The sequence below is a fragment of the Qipengyuania sp. R86523 genome, assembly GCF_044596365.1.
GTDB classification, from domain to species: Bacteria; Pseudomonadota; Alphaproteobacteria; order Sphingomonadales; family Sphingomonadaceae; genus Qipengyuania; species Qipengyuania citrea.
This window is the reverse complement of sequence record NZ_CP138997.1, coordinates 738780-758478: the sequence shown is the minus strand read 5'-3', so window position 1 is coordinate 758478 and position 19699 is coordinate 738780. Positions and strand designations below refer to the sequence as shown.

General features: G+C 66.0%; 18 protein-coding genes. 10 read left to right on the top strand and 8 right to left on the bottom strand.

The genetic code is table 11. The features are described from left to right. Positions 1 to 2: 2 nt before the first annotated feature. The 3 genes from SJY12_RS03680 to purF all read right to left on the bottom strand — a co-directional run bounded on the left by SJY12_RS03680 (position 3) and on the right by purF (position 2642). Positions 3 to 350 carry a PilZ domain-containing protein gene (locus SJY12_RS03680; RefSeq protein ID WP_050601172.1) on the bottom strand — a complete coding sequence of 116 codons (348 nt, stop codon included), beginning with the start codon at positions 348 to 350 and terminating at the stop codon, positions 3 to 5. 109 nt (positions 351 to 459) lie between these two features. Next, complete coding sequence (locus tag SJY12_RS03675) at positions 460 to 1170, bottom strand: SDR family NAD(P)-dependent oxidoreductase (protein ID WP_063512984.1); 711 nt, start codon at positions 1168 to 1170, stop codon at positions 460 to 462. Further along, positions 1170 to 2642: an amidophosphoribosyltransferase gene (gene purF, locus SJY12_RS03670; protein WP_050601174.1), complete on the bottom strand. Its 1473-nt coding sequence runs from the start codon at positions 2640 to 2642 to the stop codon at positions 1170 to 1172. Before purF ends, SJY12_RS03675 begins: the two co-directional genes overlap by 1 nt. 169 nt (positions 2643 to 2811) lie before the next feature. Between purF and SJY12_RS03665 the strand changes: the two genes are divergently transcribed. The 7 genes from SJY12_RS03665 (at position 2812) to SJY12_RS03635 (ending at position 11319) form a co-directional block, all read left to right on the top strand. Then, on the top strand, positions 2812 to 4053 hold the full coding sequence (locus tag SJY12_RS03665; protein ID WP_063511705.1) for a lipoprotein-releasing ABC transporter permease subunit: 1242 nt from the start codon (positions 2812 to 2814) through the stop codon (positions 4051 to 4053). Further along, the gene (locus SJY12_RS03660; protein WP_050601176.1) at positions 4046 to 4732 is read left to right on the top strand and encodes an ABC transporter ATP-binding protein; all 687 of its coding nucleotides are present in this window, start codon (positions 4046 to 4048) and stop codon (positions 4730 to 4732) included. Before SJY12_RS03665 ends, SJY12_RS03660 begins: the two co-directional genes overlap by 8 nt. A 47-nt stretch (positions 4733 to 4779) precedes the next feature. Further along, positions 4780 to 5058: a hypothetical protein gene (locus SJY12_RS03655; RefSeq protein ID WP_397506031.1), complete on the top strand. Its 279-nt coding sequence runs from the start codon at positions 4780 to 4782 to the stop codon at positions 5056 to 5058. 54 nt (positions 5059 to 5112) lie between these two features. Beyond that, positions 5113 to 5592 (top strand): glutathione peroxidase, encoded by a 480-nt coding sequence (locus SJY12_RS03650; protein WP_397506030.1) that lies wholly within the window; start codon positions 5113 to 5115, stop codon positions 5590 to 5592. Positions 5593 to 5760: 168 nt separating this feature from the next. Beyond that, complete coding sequence (dnaE, locus tag SJY12_RS03645; RefSeq protein ID WP_397506029.1) at positions 5761 to 9252, top strand: DNA polymerase III subunit alpha; 3492 nt, start codon at positions 5761 to 5763, stop codon at positions 9250 to 9252. A gap of 31 nt (positions 9253 to 9283) precedes the next feature. Next, on the top strand, positions 9284 to 10885 hold the full coding sequence (locus SJY12_RS03640; protein ID WP_397506028.1) for a long-chain fatty acid--CoA ligase: 1602 nt from the start codon (positions 9284 to 9286) through the stop codon (positions 10883 to 10885). Between the two features lie 2 nt (positions 10886 to 10887). Continuing rightward, positions 10888 to 11319 (top strand): DUF1330 domain-containing protein, encoded by a 432-nt coding sequence (locus tag SJY12_RS03635; RefSeq protein WP_397506027.1) that lies wholly within the window; start codon positions 10888 to 10890, stop codon positions 11317 to 11319. 47 nt (positions 11320 to 11366) lie between these two features. Here the strand turns inward: SJY12_RS03635 and SJY12_RS03630 are convergent, their stop codons facing one another. From SJY12_RS03630 to SJY12_RS03610, 5 genes are all read right to left on the bottom strand, one after another. Continuing rightward, positions 11367 to 11741, bottom strand: a complete 375-nt coding sequence (locus tag SJY12_RS03630) for an endonuclease domain-containing protein (RefSeq protein ID WP_397506026.1) — start codon at positions 11739 to 11741, stop codon at positions 11367 to 11369. A gap of 55 nt (positions 11742 to 11796) precedes the next feature. Continuing rightward, entirely contained in the window at positions 11797 to 12894 is a 1098-nt protein-coding gene (locus SJY12_RS03625; protein WP_397506025.1) for a PA0069 family radical SAM protein, read from the bottom strand. Between the two features lie 292 nt (positions 12895 to 13186). Then, entirely contained in the window at positions 13187 to 13714 is a 528-nt protein-coding gene (moaB, locus tag SJY12_RS03620) for a molybdenum cofactor biosynthesis protein B (protein ID WP_397506024.1), read from the bottom strand. Beyond that, positions 13714 to 15435, bottom strand: a complete 1722-nt coding sequence (locus tag SJY12_RS03615) for a transglycosylase SLT domain-containing protein (RefSeq protein WP_397506023.1) — start codon at positions 15433 to 15435, stop codon at positions 13714 to 13716. Before SJY12_RS03615 ends, moaB begins: the two co-directional genes overlap by 1 nt. Further along, positions 15432 to 16214, bottom strand: coding sequence for a hypothetical protein (locus SJY12_RS03610; RefSeq protein WP_397506022.1), 783 nt, complete (start codon positions 16212 to 16214; stop codon positions 15432 to 15434). Before SJY12_RS03610 ends, SJY12_RS03615 begins: the two co-directional genes overlap by 4 nt. An 83-nt stretch (positions 16215 to 16297) precedes the next feature. On the opposite strand from SJY12_RS03610, the gene SJY12_RS03605 reads away from it, so the two are divergent. The 3 genes from SJY12_RS03605 to SJY12_RS03595 all read left to right on the top strand — a co-directional run bounded on the left by SJY12_RS03605 (position 16298) and on the right by SJY12_RS03595 (position 19592). After that, positions 16298 to 17947 (top strand): electron transfer flavoprotein-ubiquinone oxidoreductase, encoded by a 1650-nt coding sequence (locus tag SJY12_RS03605; RefSeq protein WP_397506021.1) that lies wholly within the window; start codon positions 16298 to 16300, stop codon positions 17945 to 17947. 107 nt (positions 17948 to 18054) lie between these two features. Beyond that, entirely contained in the window at positions 18055 to 18867 is an 813-nt protein-coding gene (locus tag SJY12_RS03600) for a 4-(cytidine 5'-diphospho)-2-C-methyl-D-erythritol kinase (RefSeq protein WP_397506020.1), read from the top strand. Beyond that, the gene (locus SJY12_RS03595; protein WP_397506019.1) at positions 18867 to 19592 is read left to right on the top strand and encodes an N-formylglutamate amidohydrolase; all 726 of its coding nucleotides are present in this window, start codon (positions 18867 to 18869) and stop codon (positions 19590 to 19592) included. Before SJY12_RS03600 ends, SJY12_RS03595 begins: the two co-directional genes overlap by 1 nt. Positions 19593 to 19699: the final 107 nt, after the last annotated feature.

Here is a 19699-nt window from a genome sequence, read left to right as displayed (position 1 = left end):
GTTCAGAAAGGGCGCTGGTAGCTCGGGTCGCCGAACCGCGCGAGGATGCTGTCATGCACCAGCGGGCTCAGCAATTCGCTGAACGCGCATCCGACCATGCTCTTTTCCCACCACACGACCTGCGCCTGGAGCGATTCGAGTCCGGGCATGGTCAGCCAGCATAGCTGCCCTTCGTGCATGCGGTTGAGCGCAGCGGCGGAAAAGCCAGATACCGACAGGTCGTGGACGACCGTCTGGAAGGCACGGCCGCCGCTCGCGCGCAACTGGCCGGGAATGGCCAGCTTCGCGCGCGGCGCGCTGCGATCTTCCTGCGCGGCGAGTGAATAGCGATCCTGCGACTGGTGGATCATGGCGGCGCCCCTTTTCGATCTGTCCCGCTTGGTCCTGGCGCGCATTCGGGCGCGCAGGCAGCGGATATGATCGATCAAGGTGGCCAAAGGGTTCCCGGACTTGGTTAACTCAGGCTTCGACCCGCTCGCGGTGGAACCCGTCGAAGCCCTCGACCAGCAATTGGGTGAGCCGTTCCGCCACGGTTTCGGGCGGTTTGACCGTCTGCGGGTCTTCACCCGGATAGGCCTTGGCGCGCATGGCCGTGCGCGTGGCGCCCGGATCGACCAGCGCGACGCGCACCTTCGAGGTCTTCTCGACCTCCTGCGCATAGCTTTCGAGCAGGTTGTCGAACGCCGCCTTGGTCGTGCCATAGGCCGCCCAATAGGCGCGCGGGCTCGCCCCGACGCTGCTGGTCAGGCCGATCACGCGGCCCGCTTCGGCGCGCTTGAGCAGCGGGTCGAAATTGGCGAGCAGCGCCTGGGTCGAGAGGAAATTGACCGTCAGCGCTTGGCTCAGCTGCTTGCCGTCGATCTGCGTGACCGGGGTCAGCGCGGGGAGGTAGGCGGCTGCGGCGACGAGCACGTCGAGCTTGTCCCAGCGGCTGGCAATTGCCGAAGCGAGCCGCGCGATCCCGTCGCTTTCGGCCAGATCGACCGGTGCGATGGTGGAAGCGCCGCCAGCGGCATGAATCGTGTCCTCGACCGCTTCGAGCGCGCGTACGTCGCGCCCGGTGAGCACCACATGGGCGCCGGCTGCGGCCAGCGCCTGCGCGGTAGCGGCGCCGATTCCCTTGCTCGCCCCGGTGACCAGGGCCAGGCGGTTGTCGAGCGGTTTCGTCATCAGGCGACCTGTTCGGGAGGGAAGGAAAGCTGCTGCTGCTTGTCGTCGCGCCGGGCGAGATCGGTCAGCGAAGTGGGATAATCGCCGGTGAAGCAGGCATCGCAGAACTGCGGGCAGGCGGCATCGCGCGGCTTTTCGCCGACCGCGCGGTACAGCCCGTCGATCGAGACGAAGGCGAGGCTGTCGGCCCGGATGAATTCGCGCATCGGTTCGACGTCCATCCGCGCGGCGAGCAGCTTGCTGCGCTCGGGCGTGTCGACGCCGTAGAAGCAGCTGTGCGCGGTGGGCGGGCTGGCGACGCGGAAATGCACTTCGGTGGCTCCGGCCTCGCGCATCATCTCGACGATCTGCAGGCTGGTGGTGCCGCGCACGATGCTGTCGTCGATCAGGACGATGCGCTTGCCTTCGACCAGCGCGCGGTTGGCATTGTGCTTGCGCTTGACGCCGGCATGGCGCGCGCCGTCGCTCGGCTGGATGAAGGTGCGGCCGACATAGTGCGAGCGGATGATCCCCAGTTCGAACGGGATCCCCGCTTCCTGCGCATAGCCGATGGCCGCGGGCACGCCGCTGTCGGGCACCGGGATGACCAGATCGGCCTCGACCGGAGTCTCGCGCGCAAGCTCGGCGCCGATCGCCTTGCGCGCAGCATAGATGCTGCGCCCGTCGAACACCGAATCCGGGCGGCTGAAATAGACATGCTCGAAAATGCAGGGCCGCGCCGAATGGTTGCCGAAGGGATGCAGCGAATCGACATTGCCGTCGAAATCGACCTTGATTACTTCGCCGGGTTCGACCTGGCGGACGAATTCGGCGCCGACGACGTCGAAGGCGACGGTTTCCGACGCGAACAGCGTGGCATCGCCGATCCGGCCCATCTGCAGCGGGCGAATGCCCAGCGGATCGCGGCAGGCGATCATGCCCTCGGGCGTCATGACGATCAGCGCATAGGCGCCTTCGAGCAGCCGCAGCGCATCGATCAGCCGGTCCATGATCGTGGGATATCGGCTGGTGGCGACGAGGTGGATGATGACCTCGGTATCGCTGGTCGACTGGAAGATCGAGCCGCGCCGCACGAGGTCCTCGCGCAGCATGCCCGCGTTCGAAATATTGCCATTGTGCGCGACTGCAAAACCGCCACTGGCGAGGTCGGCATAGAGCGGCTGGATATTGCGCAGGCCCGACCCGCCGGTAGTCGAATAGCGGACATGGCCCGCCGCCATCATGCCGGGCAGTTCGGCGATCGCTTCCTGGCTGGAGAAATTCTCCGCCACATGGCCGAGCCCGCGGCGGGTGTAGAATTCGGCCCCGTCGAAGCTGGTGATGCCCGCGGCTTCCTGCCCGCGATGCTGCAATGCATGGAGGCCGAGCGCGGTGACGGCGGAGGCATCGGTCGCATTGACCGCGCCGAACACGCCGCACTCTTCGCGCAACTTGTCGCCATCCTCGTCTAGAAACGGGTGCGTGAGGTTCATCGAAAGGCCTGTCCGCCGAAGCTGATCGGGATGCGCGCCCAATGGCGGTGTTACGCCTCGATTACAAGGGCAGTGCGACCAATGCCGCGAGCGGCCACACGATTTCATTGCGCAGCAAGGATTGGCTGCCTAAACGCGGCTCCATCCGCAGGCAACAATCAGGGCCGCCTTGATCCTCTCCCCCTTCGAATGGACAATCGCCAAACGCTATCTGCTTCCGGGCAAGAGCGAGGCCTTCATCGCGCTGGTAGCGAGCATCTCGATCGGGGTGGTGATGCTGTCGGTGGCGATGCTGGTCGTGGTGATGAGCGTGATGAACGGCTTTCGCGCCGAACTGCTCGACAAGATCGTCGGCCTCAACGGCCATGCCATCGTCCAGGCCTACGGCGGGCGGCTGGACGATTGGGAGGATATCCTCGCCGAAGTCCGCGCCACCCCGGGAGTGGTCGATGCCAGCCCGCTGATCGAACAGCCGCTGCTGACCAGCTTCAACGGCCGCGTCGAAGCGATCCTGGTCCGCGGCAACACCGACGAGGACATCGCCGAGCTGGCGACCAAGGCAGTGGCGGGCGATTTCGGCCAGTTGCAGGCGGGTGCAAGCAAGGTGGCGATCGGGGTCCGGCTGGCCGAGAATATCGGCGCGCGAGTGGGCGATACGATCACGATCATCAATCCGCAGGGTCGCTCGACCCCGTTCGGCACCGTGCCGCGGCAGATCGGCTATGAAGTTGCCGCGATCTTCGAGATCGGCGTCTACGATTACGATGGCGCCTTCGTCGTCATGCCGATGAAGGATGCGCAGACGCTGATGCTGATCGGCGATACGGTGGGCATGATCGAGGTGACGGTGGAGGATGCCGACGAAGTCGGCGAAATCCTCGAACCGGTGCAGCGCGCGGTGCAGGGCCGGGCCGTGGTATCTGACTGGAAGACGATCAACGCGACGCTGTTCGAAGCGCTGCAGGTGGAACGCGCGGCGATGGCCTTCGCGCTCAGCTTCATGGTGCTCGTCGCGGCGTTCAACATCCTCTCTAGCCTCGTCATGCTGGTGCGCGCCAAGACCCGCGACATCGCGATCATGCGCACGCTGGGCGCGACACGGCAGAGCCTGATCAAGATTTTCGTCACCACCGGTTTCACCATCGGCGCGATCGGCACGCTGGCCGGGCTTGCACTGGGCTTCCTCATCCTTGCCGGGCGCCAGCAAATCGTCGAGGGGTTCGGCGTGCTGACCGGGCAGGATTTGTGGGACCCGCAATACCGCTTCCTGACCACCATCCCGTCGAAGGTCGATGGCAGCGAAGTAACCATGATCGTGCTGCTCGCGCTGGGCCTCAGTTTCCTCGCCACGCTCTACCCCGCGTGGAAGGCGGCGAACACCGATCCCGTGCAGGTGCTGCGTTATGAATAGTCCCGGCGTGAAACCGGTGGTCGAGCTCAAGCGGCTCACCCGCAGCTTCGAACAGGGCGGCGAGCGGATCGACGTGCTGCGCGGGGTCGATCTGGCGATCCGTCCGGGTGAGATCGTCGCGCTGCTCGGGCCGTCGGGATCGGGCAAGTCGACGCTGCTGCAGGCGGTCGGGCTGCTCGAAGGCGGGTTCGGCGGGGAGATCCTGATAGCCGGCCACTCGGCCGAGAAGTCGAATTCGCATGCTCGTACCGTGCTGCGCCGCGAACACCTGGGCTTCATCTACCAGTTCCATCACCTGCTGCCCGATTTCAATGCGCTGGAAAACGTGGTCCTGCCGCAGCTGGTAGCGGACAGGCCGCGCGCCGAAGCCGAGGCACGGGCGGAAGAACTGCTCGTCGCGCTGGGCCTCGGCCACCGGCTCGATCACCGCCCCAGCCAGCTGTCGGGCGGCGAACAGCAGCGCGTGGCGGTCGCTCGCGGGCTCGCCAACAAGCCCGATCTGGTGCTGGCGGACGAGCCCACCGGCAATCTCGACGAAGCGACTGCCGACAGGGTGTTGGGCGAGTTTCTCAGCCTTGTCCGGGGCGAGGGCAGCGCGGCGCTGATCGCGACGCATAACGAGCGGCTGGCGCAGAAGATGGACCGCGTCGTGCGCCTGCATGAAGGTGTGCTCGAATAGCGGACCCGTAGCGCGCTTCGCTCGTTGGTCGCTCAAAGGAGATTTTCATGACCGACCATCCGAGCACCTTCAAGGGCGACCACGACCACCACGGCGGCATTCAGTGGGACGACCGCGCCAGCCTGCACCACACCGGCGACGGCAATGGCGTGCTCGACGGTGCCAAGGGCCTGCGCAGCGGCAGCTTCGCCGAACTGGTCCGCCATCTGATGCTGCTGCCCGAGCACGAACGCGCCGATTATTACATCGAGAAGGCGGGCGACCGCGAATACCATGCCGCGGAGATCGCGGAACTGTCCAAGCGCCCCGATTTCCCGCGCGAGTGATGCGGCGCCGCGCTTGGCTGCGCCCGCGCTATCGATACAGGAAACTGCAAGAGCATGACCACCATCGCCGACTTCACCGTCGCCACCAACAGGGGCGAACCGCTCGAGCTGAAGGACAAGCTCGGCACCGTACTGCTGGTGGTCAACACCGCCAGCAAATGCGGCTTCACCCCTCAGTATGACGGGCTTGAAGAGCTGTACCAGCGGTTCGGCGACCGCGGTTTCGAGGTGCTCGCCTTTCCCTGCAACCAGTTCGGCGGGCAGGAGCCGGGCGATGCGGGCGAGATTGCCGAATTCTGCAAGGTCAATTTCGGGCTGACCTTTCCGCTGATGGCGAAAGTCGACGTCAATGGCGACAATGCCAGCTCGCTGTTCGACTGGATGAAGCGCGAACAGCCCGGACTGATGGGATCGAAGGCGATCAAGTGGAACTTCACCAAATTCCTGATCGACCGCGAAGGCCGCGTGGTCGAACGCTACGGGCCGGCGGACAAGCCGCAAGGTATCGCCAGGGATATCGAAAAGCTCCTGTAGCTGCCAGGCAAGGACTGTCGCCTCTACCTAGGCAGGGACCCGGGTGATCCAGCCTCTGGCGGATCGTTTCCGTTATCTGGATCCCTGCCTTGGCCGGGATGACGGAACGGAGGAAAGCGCGGGGCGCGCGGGTTGGCGAATCCCCTCCCGCGCCGCATATTGGCACGCATGTCCTTCAAGCCCTTCGTCCCGTTCCGTATCCTGTCGGCCTATACCATGCTGGAAGGGGCGATCGATCCGAAGGCAATGGCCAAGCTGGCCAAGGAACGCGGCTTTCCGGCTGTCGCGATTGCCGATCGCAACGGGCTCTACGGCGCGGTCATGTTCGCCAATGCCTGCAAGGCCGAAGGCATCCAGCCGATCATCGGCACGCTGCTGGGCGTGGCGCGCCCGAGCCGCGACGAAGGGGCGGAAGGCAAGCAGGTCGATTACCTGCCGCTCTACGCGCAGGACGAGGCTGGGTACGACAATCTGTGCCATCTCGTGTCGAAGGCGCATCTCGAACGCCCGCTCGAATTCGAACCGCACGTCCGGATCGGCGACCTTGATGGCCGCACCGACGGCTTGATCGCCTTCACCGGTGCGAGCGAAGGCGCGGTCACGCGGCTGCTTGCCGAAGGCCAACAGAGCCATGCCGAGGCCCTGCTGGACCGCCTGCAGGCGCTGTTCCCCGACCGGCTCTACATCGAACTGGCGCGGCGCGGCGACCCGGTCGAGGAGCGCGCCGAAGCCGCGCTGGTCGATCTCGCCTATGCGCGCGACCTGCCGCTGGTGGCGACCAATCCCGCCAATTTCGCCGAGCCGCACATGCACAAAGCGCATGACGCGATGCTGTGCATTGCCGGCTCGACGCATGTCGATGCGGAGGAACGCACGCGGTCGAACCCCGAAAGCTATGTGAAGACCTACCACATGATGGAGGAGGCCTTCGCCGACCTGCCCGAAGCGGTGCAAAACACCGTGGTGGTGGCGCAGCGCTGCGCCTATGCGCCGCCCTATCGCAAGCCGATCCTGCCCAGCCTCGCTGGCGACCTCGAAGGCGAGGCGCGCGCGCTGGAGGAAGATGCGCGCAAGGGGCTGGAGGCGCGGCTAGAACCCTATGGCGAGATGAGCGAGGAGAAACGCAAGGTCTATTTCGACCGGCTGCAGTTCGAGGTCGACATCATCAACCAGATGGGCTTCCCGGGCTACTTCCTGATCGTTGCCGACTTCATCAAATGGGCCAAGGACCACGATATTCCCGTGGGACCGGGGCGTGGCTCGGGCGCGGGCAGCCTCGTCGCCTGGGCGCTGACGATCACCGATCTCGACCCGATCCAGCTCGGCCTGCTGTTCGAACGCTTCCTCAATCCCGAACGCGTCTCGATGCCCGACTTCGACATCGACTTCTGCGAAACCCGACGCGGCGAGGTGATCCGTTACGTCCAGCAGAAATACGGCCACGACCACGTCGCGCAGATCATTACCTTCGGCAAGCTCAAGGCGCGCGCGGTGCTGCGCGATACGGGGCGGATCCTGCAGATGAGCTACGGCCATGTCGACCGGCTGTGCAAGATGGTGCCCAATCACCCGACCGACCCGTGGACGCTGCCACGCGCGCTCAACGGCGCCGCCGATTTCAAGAACGAATACGACAATGACAACGAGGTGAAGCGCCTCGTCGACCTGGCGATGCAGCTCGAAGGCTTCCCGCGCAACAGTTCGACCCATGCGGCGGGCGTGGTGATCGGCGACCGGCCGCTGGCCAAGCTGGTGCCGCTCTACCGCGATCCGCGTTCGGACATGCCGGTGACACAGTACGACATGAAGAATGTCGAGAGCTCGGGACTGGTCAAGTTCGACTTCCTCGGGCTCAAGACGCTGTCGGTGCTCAAGAAGGCGGTCGATCTGCTCAAGCGGCGCGAGATCGACATCGACCTGTCGCAGCTGCCGCTCGACGATCCCAAGGTCTACGAACTGATGAAGGCGGGCAACACGGTGGGCGTGTTCCAGCTGGAATCGGAAGGCATGCGGCGCACGCTGACTGCAGTGAAGCCGACCAATTTCGGCGACATCATCGCGCTCGTCTCGCTCTACCGCCCGGGCCCGATGGACAACATCCCGCTGTTCGGCAAGCGCAAGGCAGGCGAGGTCGCGATCGAGTTTCCGCATGCCAAGCTCGAAGGCATCCTGGCCGAGACCTACGGCATCTTCGTCTACCAGGAACAGGTCATGCAGGCGGCGCAGATCCTCGCGGGCTATTCGCTCGGCGATGCCGATCTGCTGCGCCGCGCGATGGGCAAGAAGGTCCAGGCCGAGATGGACATCCAGCGCGAACGCTTTGTCACCGGGTGCAAGGAAGTCAGCGGGATCGAGAAGGCCGAGGCCAATGCGCTGTTCGATTTGATCGACAAGTTCGCCGGCTACGGTTTCAACAAGTCGCACGCCGCCGCTTATGCGCTGCTCGCCTACCAGACCGCGTGGCTCAAGGCGCATTACCCGGAAGAATTCTACGCCGCCTCGATGTGTTTCGACATGCACCAGTCCGAAAAGCTGGCGATCTTCGTCGACGACGCGCGCCGCGGCGGGATCACGGTGCTGCCGCCCTCGCTCAATCATTCGGAGGCCGAATATACCGTCGAGCAGACCGACGACGGTTACGCCGTGCGCTACGCGCTGGCGGGCATCCGCAATGTCGGCGAACGCGCGATGGAAGCGATCGTCGAGGAACGCGAGGCGGCGGGCCGGTTCGAAAGCCTCAAGGACCTGTTCGAACGCCTGCCCAAGGGCTCGATGAATTCGCGCCAGCTCGAGGCATTGATCAGCGCGGGCGCGCTCGACGAATTCGAAGCCAACCGCGCCAAGCTGATGGCCAATGCGGACATGCTCTTGGCCGTGGCCGACGCGGCCGAGCGCGAACGCTCGAGCGGGCAGGCGGGCCTGTTCGGCGGCGAGGATTTAGCGGTCGATGACGATCTGCGACTGAAGGACGCGGAAGACTGGTCGCTCAGCGAAGCGCGCGCCCGCGAGAAGGAGAACATGGGCTTCTCCTTCAAGCAGCATGCTACCGCCGCCTATCGCGAGATCGCCAGCGCGCAAGGCGCACGTTCGCACGCCTCGCTGATGTCCGGCGGCGTGCCTGGTGGCGGGCGCATGGGCGCGGTGATGGCGGTGCAGGTCGAAGGCGCCAGCAAGGGCACGACCAAGCGCGGCAAGCCCTTCATCCGCGCCGATTTCTCCGACGCCTCCGGCCAGTTCAGCGCCGCCTGTTTCGAAGAGGGGCTGGTCGAGAAGTTCCTCGAATGGGCCAGGAATGGCACCTGCGTGAAGCTCGATGTCGAACTCGACAGCCCGAGCCCCGACGAACCGCCGCGGATCACCGTGCGCGGGGCGGTCCCGCTCGACGCGGTGCGCGGGAGCATGGCGATGCTGCTGACGCTGGAGGTCGAGAGTGTCGAGGCGGTGACCCAGCTGGCGCTGGCGCTGGGCGAGGGCGGGCAGGGGGGCGACGAGGCGGTCGCAACGCTGCTCACCGGCGACCCCACCCCGCCTGTCGTGCGGCTGGGCCGAACATTTTCTATCGACGGCGAGCTCGCCGAACGCTTGGCAAGCGTGCCCGGCCTTGCCAAGGTGCAGTTAACCGCGCGACGGGGGAAGGCAAACCTGCGCCTCGTCGCTTGATCTGGGACCTGATTGGGTGAGAGGAATACATATGTCGCTTGGCGCGATGCAGGACTGGAGCATGCGGATCTCGCATGTGATCGACCACGCAGCCCGGGAAGCCCCGAACCGTGAAATCGTCACCCGCTGGGCGGATGGCAGCGAGACCCGCACCGACTGGGCGGGCGTGCGCCAGGATGCGAAGAAGATGAGCCAGGCGCTGCAGGCGCTGGGCCTCGGCAAGGGCGACAAGGTTGCCAGCCTCGCCATGAACCACGCGCGCCACCTGGTCAGCTGGTTCGGCGTCGCGGGGATGGGCGGCGTGCTGCACACCTGCAATCCGCGCCTGTTCGAGGACCAGCTCGAATACATCGTCAATCACGCCGAGGATAAGGTGATGATCTACGATGCGGCGTTCCAGCCGATCGTGGACAAGATGCGCGACAAATGGCCCACGGTCGAACATTACATCTGCTTCGACAGCGGCGAGCACACCACCAGCTTCGAAGACTGGATCGGCGAGCAGGACGGCGATTTCGAATGGGTCGATGGCGACGAGCGCGATCCCTGCATGATCTGCTATACCAGCGGCACCACGGGCAACCCCAAGGGCGTGCAGTACGAGCATCGCTCGACGCTGCTGCACGCGCTGGCCGGACTGCAGCCGTCGACCTTCAACTTTACCGCGTCCTCGGTGATGCTCCCGGTGGTGCCGATGTTCCACGCGGCCAGCTGGGGCCTGCCCTATGCCGGGGCGATGGCGGGGATCAAATTCGTCTTCAGCGCGGTCAACGACCCAGCGGTGCTCGACGAGGTGATGAAGACCGAAAAGGTCACCAATTCCGCAGGCGTGCCCACGGTGTGGCTGGCGCATTTCCAGTATTGCGACGCCAACAATCTCGAACTGCCCAAGCTGCGCGCGGCGACGATCGGGGGTTCGGCCGCGCCGCGCTTCATGATCGAACGGCTGATGAAGAACGGCACGCGCGTCCAGCATGCCTGGGGGATGACCGAGACCTCGCCGATCGGCACCGTTGGCGGCCCCACGGCCGACTGGGACCAGCTGACCTTCGACCAGAAGGTCGAGAAGACGATGAAGCAGGGTCGTCCGATCTTCGGCGTGGAACTGCGCACGGTGGATCTCGATGATCCGACCAAGGTACTGCCGCGCGATGGTGAAAGCTCGGGCGCGCTGCATATCCGCGGGCCCTGGGTGGTGAAGCGCTATTTCAAGGCCGAGGAAGACGCGATCGATGCGGACGGCTGGTTCAACACCGGCGACGTGGCGATCCTGCATCCCGACGGCACGATGCAGATCACCGACCGGACCAAGGACGTGATCAAGTCGGGCGGCGAATGGATCAGCTCGGTCGAACTCGAAAACGCCGCGGTGGGCCACCCGGCGGTCGCCGAAGCCGCCGCGATCGGCATGATGCATCCCAAGTGGGACGAACGGCCGGTGCTGTTCGTGGTCAAGCAGGAAGGCAAGGAAGTCACCGCGGAAGAGGTGATCAACTTCCTGTCCGACAAGGTCGCCAAGTGGTGGCTACCCGATGCGGTCGAATTCGTCGACGACATCCCGCACACCGCGACGGGCAAGATCAGCAAGAAGGATCTGCGCGACCGCTTCAGCGACTACGCGCTGGAGATCTGACCATGGCCAGCAGCTATATCGATCCGAGCCCCGCGAACTTCCAGGCGTTCAAGGACCTGCCGCGCGACGAGCCGATCCACATGCTCAACCTGCTCGAATATCGCGAGCAGGCGGAATATCCGGAAGGTCACGAACACGTCGGCAAGGGCTGGAGCGGGCGGCGCGCCTATGAGGAATACGGCAAGACCAGCGGCCCGATCTTCCGCCGCGTGGGTGGCACCATAGTCTGGCGCGGTGCGTTCCAGACCATGGTCACCGGCCCCGATGCCAAGCGCTGGCACGACGGCTTCATTGCGCACTATCCCAATGCCGGCGCCTTCTTTGAAATGATCAAGGATCCCGAATACCAGCAGGCAGTGGTCAACCGCACCGCCGCGCTGGTCGACAGCCGCCTGATGCGCTTCACGCCAGGCGAGGCGGGCGAGGGGTTCTAGCCTCCCCGGTACGGGGAGGGGGACCACGAAGTGGTGGAGGGGCACCTTCACCGCTCAGGCATGTCGCTCGCTCGGGCGTCGCAGATTTCCAGTAAGCGCGTCATCGTCGCTTCGATATCGTCTATCACTGCCGCGGCTGGGATCCGCGCAGTTGCGATTCCCTGCGAGCGCAGGAACGCCGATTTGGCCCGGTCCCTTTTTATCGTTTCCGCGCTGTCATGCGCCCAGCCGTCGATCTCGATGGCGAGCCGCAGCCGCGCGCAATAGAAGTCGATGATGTAAACGCCGGCAGGATGCTGGCGGCGGAACTTGTGACCGCGCTGGCGGCCGCGAAGGTGTTGCCAAAGAATTCGTTCGGGCACCGACATTTCGCTGCGTAACTGCCGTGCACGTTTGACCGTTTCCCGTGGCCCTGTGATCATAGGATGTGCCCCTCCACCGCCTTCGGCGGTCCCCCTCCCCAGGGTGGGGAGGCTGTCATAGCAACCGCATCTGACCGCCGACTGCTGGCGGCCTGAACTTCGTGCAATCCAGCTCGAACTTCGCCTTGCCCATTCCGGCGCGCTTGCAGGCAAGGCGGAAGCGCGCGCGGAAGAGGTCGGCCCACACGCCGCTGGGCTTCATGCGCGTGTTGAAATCAGGATCGTTGTCGCGCCCGCCGCGGATCGAGCGGACGATGCTCATCACCTTGTCGCCGCGCTCGGGATAATGGACCGATAGCCATTCGCGGAACAGCGGGGCGACCTCATGCGGCAGGCGCAGTGGGATCCAGCCGACGCTGTCGACCCCGAGCGCGACCGCTCGCTGGACGATTTCCTCCATGAACTCGTCGGTAATCGCGGGAATGATCGGCGAGACCGAGCAATGCGTCGGGACCCCCGCCGCGGCCAGCCTCCCCAGCGCCTGCAGCCGCTTGGCCGGGGCCGCCGCGCGCGGTTCGAGCTTGCCCGATAGTTTCGGGTCGAGCGAAGTGACCGAGATCGCCACCGCCACCAGCCGCCGCTCGGCCAGCTCGGCCAGCAGGTCGAGATCGGCGAGCACGCGGTCGGATTTGGTGGTGATCGTAACCGGATGGCGCGCGTCGAGGCACACTTCGAGCACCTGCCGCGTGATCCGGTAGCGCGCCTCGATCGGCTGGTAGGGATCCGTATTGGTCCCCATCGCCAGCGGGCGGGGGCGGTATTTGGGCTTGGCCAGCGTGGCGCGCAGCAGTTCCGCCGCATTGGGCTTGGCGAATAGCTTGGTTTCGAAATCAAGCCCGGGCGAGAGATCGTGATAGGCATGCGTGGGGCGCGCAAAGCAATAGACGCAGCCATGTTCGCAGCCACGATAGGCGTTGACCGAGCGGTCGAAGGGCACGTCGGGCGACTGGTTGAAGCTGAGGATGGTCTTGGGGAATTCCTCGGTCACTTCGGTGCGCAGTTTTACCGGCGGGCCCTCATCAGGCGCGACGAGCTGCTCCATATGATCGCGCCAGTCGCCGTCTTCCTCGCGCGTGGCGAGGCCGAAGCGCGTAGGCACCGCCGCGCCCTGTGCGCCGCGTCCTGATATAGCAGGGGCGAGTCGTCGTTCCATATGTGAGAACATATATAGAACAAGAGTGGTGCGCCAGTCGGAATTGGTGGGTGGCAGCGGGCTAGCGCGGCAACCTACCGCGCTCTTACAATCGTTCCGTCATCCCCGCGAAGGCGGGGATCCCGCTGCTGTTTCGCATGCCCAAAGTTAGCGGGACCCCCGCCTTCGCGGGGGTGACGGGGGTGGATGGGGTTCGAAGCGTCCTGGTCGGGCCCGTGCCCCTCTGGTTGCGGCTGCTAGCCTCCTCCATCTCCCCCATTTGGCTGACGCAGAACGGGGGGATACTTAGTGCCTATCGTTCCCTGAGCCGCGGCATCAGTTCGACGAAATTGCAGGGGCGGAAGCGGCTGTCGAGCTGGTGGTGGAGGATCTTGTCCCAGCCGTCTTTCACCGCGCCGTTCGATCCGGGCAGCGCGAAGATATAGGTGCCGCGCGCAAGCACGGCGCAGGCGCGGCTCTGGATCGTGCTGACGCCGATCGTTTCGTAGCTGAGCCAGCGGAACAGCTCGCCGAAGCCGGGAATGTCCTTGTCCTTCACGCGGTCGAGCGCTTCGGGCGTGACGTCGCGCCCGGTGAGGCCGGTGCCGCCGGTGGTGATCACGCAATCGACCATTTCATCGTCGATCCAGCGGTGCAGGTGTGCGGCGATCTCGTTCTTGCTGTCGCGGCTGATCTCGCGCGCGGCGAGTTCGTGCCCGGCATCGGCGATGCGCGCGGCGAGGATGTCGCCCGAGCTGTCGTCGGCCCGCGAGCGCGTGTCGGAGACGGTCAGCAGCGCAATACGCACCGGCTGGAACGGGCGGCTTTCATCGATCGGCATCAGCGCACCTTCGGGAATTGCGGCCAGTCGTTCTCGGCCAGGTCGATCCGGCTGGGCGCGGGGGCATCGGCCTGCCGCAAATACATCCAGTAATTGCGCATCACCACCGCGACATAGCCGCGCGTTTCCCAATAGGGGATGCTTTCCATGTAGAGCAGCGGGTCGCCCGCATCGCGGATTTCGCTTTCCCAGCGCGCCACGGGCGAGGGACCGGCATTGTAGGCCGCCATGATCTTGGGCAGCCGCCCCTGCGTATAGCCCGCGGTCGACAGCGATTCGAGCGTGCGCTGGCCGAAGGCGAGATTGACCGCGGGGTCCTTGAGATCGGCATTGCTGCTCATGTTGATCGAGGCGGCATATTCGCGCTGCGTGATCGGCATGATCTGCATCAGCCCGATCGCGCCCGCGGGGCTGACCACGCGTTCGCGGAAATTCAATTCCTGCAGCGCATGCGCAAAAGCCAGCGCCGGGTCGACGCGCCAGCCGCCCACCGGGGTGCGGAAGGTGACGGGGTAGCGCAGGCTGGGATGCGCGCCTTCGCCGCGCGGCGCGTTATAGGCCATGAAGGTCTGCGCGCCGGTCAGCCCGAGTGCGCGCGCCAGCCGCGACAGCGCGGGGTAATCGTCGGGATCACCCGTGCGAACCAGCCAGACCAGATCGTCCGCCGCCTCGTCGCGCCGCCCGATTTCGGCGAGCATGACTGCCTGCTGGACCGCATCTTCATCGCGCAGCCGCCGCCAATCGGCTTCGGTCAGGTCGGGCTGGGCGTGCGTTTCGGGCAATTCGCGGCCCAGTTGCTCATGCGCGAGCATGCCATAGAGCGTTTCGGGGAAGCGCGCCGCGCCGCGCAATTGTTCGTCGGATTTTTCGGGGAAGCGGCAGCGGATCAGGGCGCGGCTGGCCCAGTAATGCGCAGCGGCAGTGAGGTTGGGATTGGTCGATGCGGCGGCGCTGCGCTGGAACGCCTCGGCCGCCTTGTCGCAATCGCCCAGCCGCCATGCCGCGAGCCCTGCGGCCCAGTCGCCCTCGGCGACCCACGGGCCGCTGCCATTGTCGCGCACGGTATCCGCCAGTGCCCAGGCCTGCGCATCCTGGTTCTCGATGTAATAGCTCCACGCGACGCGGTAGCGCCATTCGGCGCGCGCCTGCGGGCTCAGCGTGGCATCGACCCCGTCGAGCAGCAGCCGGGCGCCGTCGGGATCGTCATTGGTGATATGCTCGAGGATTGCGGCCCGTACGCTGGCGGGCATGGTCCCGTCGTTGATCGTGCCGGGGCGGATGCGCTTGCTCGACCCCGGCTGGCGGACGAGATCGCGTGCGCCGGACAGGCGCGGCGGATTTTCCAGCCCGCGCGTCTGCCCCAGCCGGACCATCGCCTCGGCCTGCGGCAGCTGCGCATAGCGCGCCAGCCATGCCTCGATCCGCGGCAGTTCGATCCGCGGGCTTTCGGGGTGCAGGTAATAGGCCGCCAGCGCGGCGCCATGCAGCGGCCCTTCGCTGCGTCCGGCAAGCATGACTTCGACCCGGTCCCAGTTGCGCGCCTCGATCGCGGCGAACAGCGATGCGTAATAGCCGCGCTCGTCAGCCGACAGCAGCTGCGGCAGAGCGGCGGCGTGCGAGCGGGTAAAATAGTCGACGCTGTCGCCCTGGCCCATCACGGGCGCGGCCGAGGCGAGCGCGGATGCCGCTAGAGCGGCGGCGGCGAGGGGGCGTAGGATCATCGGGTCCAGTCCAGCCAGCGGTTCCAGAAATTCTCCCGGCGCACGGCCGAGCGGGCGAGATTGCGCAGGTCGGGTGCGGCCAGCAGCGCATGGGGCGAGCCGTTGCAATCGACCGACAACGGCTCGCGCGCCTGTTCGGGCGCGATGCCGAACAGCGCGAGCTGCGCGCGGCCGCAAAGCAGGACTCGCTGCGGCGCGGCGAGCGCGATGTGGTGTCGCAGGACCTGGCCCAGGCCGGCTGCCGCCAGTCGGTCCCATTCGGGCATGGCCATCGGCGCGGGCAGCGCGCTGGCGAAATAGACCTCGTGCTCGGCGATCCCCATCGCGCGCAGCATGGCCGCGCAGAAGGGGGCGGCGCCGCCGGTCAGCAGGCCATCGCCATCGTCGTCGAACGGCTGCGGCAGGACAATCATTAGCCGGGCTCCGGCAACCCCGCGCGGCGGCACGCGGCGGTCGAGCGCGCCTTCGGCCAGTGCGGTGTCGGTCATCCACCATTCGCGAAATTTTTCGAGCGTGGCGGGCAGGGCTGCGGGGTCGATTGCGAGCGAGTGGGCGCCGGGCTGTTCGAGCGCGCGTTCGAGCGCGGTCTTGCGCTGGATCGGCGGCGGGGCGGGCGGGGGCGGGGCCGCTACGGCATTCTCGCTCTCGGGCTCGACCAGCCAGCCGCTCGCCTCATCCGCGAAATCGGCATCGACCCCGGCCTCGCGCCACCAGTCGAGCGCGCCTTCGAGGCTCTCCAGCGCGGTGAAATCGCGTGTGTTCAGGGGATCGGCGTGCATCATTCCTCGGTCCGCAGGTCTTGACCTCAATAGCGCCACCAATCAAGGCACTCTCACAAGTTACGCGACGAAAAGAGAGAGTCATGAGCGAACGCGAATCGATGCCCTGCGACGTCGTCATCATCGGCGGCGGTGTCGCCGGCCTGGCAGCGGCAATCCGGTTGAAGCAGATCAACGAGGACCTCGAGGTCGTGGTGCTCGAGAAGGGCAGCGAAATCGGTGCGCACATCCTGTCGGGCGCCGTGGTCGACCCCCGGGCACTGGACGAACTGCTGCCCGAATGGCGCGACATGGACTGCCCGATGGCGGAAACCCCGGTGACCGAGAACCACCACTGGGTGCTGTCCGAAACCGGCCAGTCCGACCTGCCCGAATTCCTGCTCCCGCCCTTCATGGGCAATCACGGCAATTACACCGGTTCGCTGGGCAATCTGGCGCGCTGGCTGGGCGAACAGGCCGAGGGCCTGGGCGTGATGGTCTTCCCCGGCTTCCCCGCCGCCGAAGTGCTGTTCGACGAGCAGGGCGCGGTTACCGGCGTGGTAACGCAGGACATGGGCATCGCCGAAGATGGCTCGCAGAAGGGCGATTACCAGCCGGGGATGGAGATCCACGCGAAATACACGCTCTTCGCCGAGGGTGCGCGCGGCAATCTGACCAAGAAGATGAAGGCGAAATACGACCTCGAGGCCGATTGCGAGCCGCAGGTCTACGGCCTCGGCATCAAGGAACTGTGGGATATCGATCCCGCCAAGCACGAGCCCGGCCGCGTGATTCACACGCAGGGCTGGCCGCTGAGCGAGAGCGGCACCTGGGGCGGCGGGTTCCTCTACCACCAGGCCAATGGCCAGGTCGCGCTCGGCTTCGTCACCGCGCTCGATTACAAGAACCCCTACGTTTCGCCCTACCAGGAATTCCAGCGTTGGAAGCACCATCCGGCGATCGCGGCAATTCTCGAAGGCGGCAAGCGCGTCGCCTATGGCGGCCGCGTCATCAACGAGGGCGGCTGGCAGTCGGTCCCCAAGCTGGCCTTCCCCGGCGGCGCGCTGATCGGCTGCGCCGCGGGCTTCGTCAATGTCCCGCGGATCAAGGGCAGCCACACCGCGATGAAGAGCGGGATGCTGGCGGCCGAGAGCATCGCTGCGGCGATTGCCGGCGGCGCCGAGCATAGCGAGCTGATGGATTACGACGCCGCGGTCCGGTCGAGCTGGATTGCCGAAGAGCTCAAGAAGGTGAAGAACGCGCAGCCCGCGGTGGCCAAGTGGGGCGAAGACCTCGGCACCGTGCTGGCCGGCATCGACATGTGGATGCGCACGCTCAAGATCGGCCTGCCGATCACGATGAAGCACCACCGCGACCACGAGATGCTGCAGCGCGCCGACCTGCATCAGAAGATCGCCTATCCCAAGCCCGACGGGAAGCTGAGCTTCGACAAGCTGACCAATGTCGCCTTCAGCTACACCAACCACGCCGAGGACCAGCCGGTCCATCTGAAGGTGTGCGACTGGGAGCTGCAGAAGACCAGCGAACTGGCCGAATACGACGGCCCGTCGAACCGCTATTGCCCCGCTGGCGTCTACGAATGGCTTGCCGACGAGGACACGGGCGAGATGAAGTTCCAGATCAACTCGCAGAACTGCATCCACTGCAAGACCTGCGACATCAAGGATCCGAACCAGAACATCGAATGGACCACGCCCGAAGGCGGGGGCGGCCCGAACTACCCGAATATGTGATCGCCGGCGTCGCTTGCTCTGTCATTGCGAGGAGCGAAGCGACGCGGCAATCCACGGCAGCGCCCTGGATTGCTTCGCTTCGCTCGCAATGACGTGGGAGCCTACGGGTGGCCATTGCTGAGACCGCCTACGCCAAGATCAACCTCGCGCTGCATGTCCGCAGGCGGCGCGAGGATGGCTATCACGAGCTCGAGACGCTGTTCGCTTTCGTCGATACGGGCGATGTGCTGACGGCGCGCAGTGCGGCTCAGGACAGCGTCACCGTCTTCGGCGAATTCGCCGGCGGGCTCGACGATCCGTTCGACAACCTCGTCGCCAAGGCGCTGGGCAAGCTCCCGCGCGCCGATGGGCTGGCGGTTACGCTCGAGAAGAACCTGCCCGTCGCGGCGGGGTTGGGGGGCGGATCGGCCGATGCCGGCGCGGTCTTCCGCGTGGTGCAGGCGCGCTTCGGCCTGCCCGAGGACTGGCACGCGCGCGCCGCCGCGCTCGGCGCCGATGTGCCCGCCTGCGTCGAGAGCCGCACCTGTGTCGGCCGGGGGACCGGAACCGAGCTGGAGGCGGCGGACGACAGCCTTGCCGGCACCCCGGTGTTGCTGGTCAATCCGCGCTTCCCGCTCGCCACCGGTCCGGTGTTCGGGCACTGGGATGGCCAGGACCGCGGCGCACTGCCTGCCGGGGATGCGCGGAGCGTGGCAATCGCGGGCCGCAACGACCTCGAGGGGCCGGCAATTTCGCTATGTCCGCAGATCGCCGGGGTGCTGGCGGAATTGGGCGGAACATCGCCCATCCTCGCCCGTATGTCGGGCTCGGGCGCGACGTGTTTTGCGCTCTACGAAAGCGTCGCGGCGCGTGACGCGGCAGCTTCGCAGATCGGCAAGCTCCACACGGACTGGTGGCAGATGAAAGGGCTCCTGCGATGATGATCGACAACCTCCCCTACCGCCAGGTCGCGGTCGACGACCTGCGTCCGGGAGGGCTGCTGTGCGTCGCCGACCACGCCTCCAACCACGTCCCCGAAGACATCGAGCTGGGCATCGACCCGGCCTTGCTCGACGCGCATATCGCGGTCGATATCGGTGTCGAGGGCATTGCCGACCGGTTGGCCCGGCGCCACGGCATGCCCGCGCATATCGCCACGGTCAGCCGCCTCGTGTGCGACCTGCATCGGCGCGAGGACGATCCCGCAGCGGTGCCGAGCGAGAGCGACGGGACGCTGATCCCCGGCAATATCGGCGCCAATGTCGAAGCCCGGCTGGACCGGTTCCACCGTCCGTATCATGCCGCGCTGGCCGAACTGATCGCGCGGGCCCAGCCGCGCCTGATCCTGGCGCTGCACAGCTTCACGCCGAAAATGGCCACCAGCGACGAACAGCGCCCGTGGGAAGTCGCGCTGCTTTACAACCAGGACGACCGCGCGGCGCGCCATGCGATCCGCCTGTTCGGCGAGCAGGGCCTCAATGTGGGCGACAACCAGCCCTATTCCGGCAAGCAGCTCAATGCGACGATGGACCGCCACGCCGAGGCGCAGGGCATCCCCTATTGCACGGTCGAAATCCGCCAGGACCAGATCGGCACCGCCGCCGGACAGGCGCGCTGGGCGACGCTGCTGGCCGATGTGATGGGCCGCGTCGCGCTCGAGGTCTGAGGAGGCGCTTCGTCGCTTGCGGTTTGCGGAGCGTCGATACCGCACGCCAAGACGCGAAGACAGGTTTCCTCGCGCTTTCCCGTCATCCCCGCGAAGGCGGGGATCCA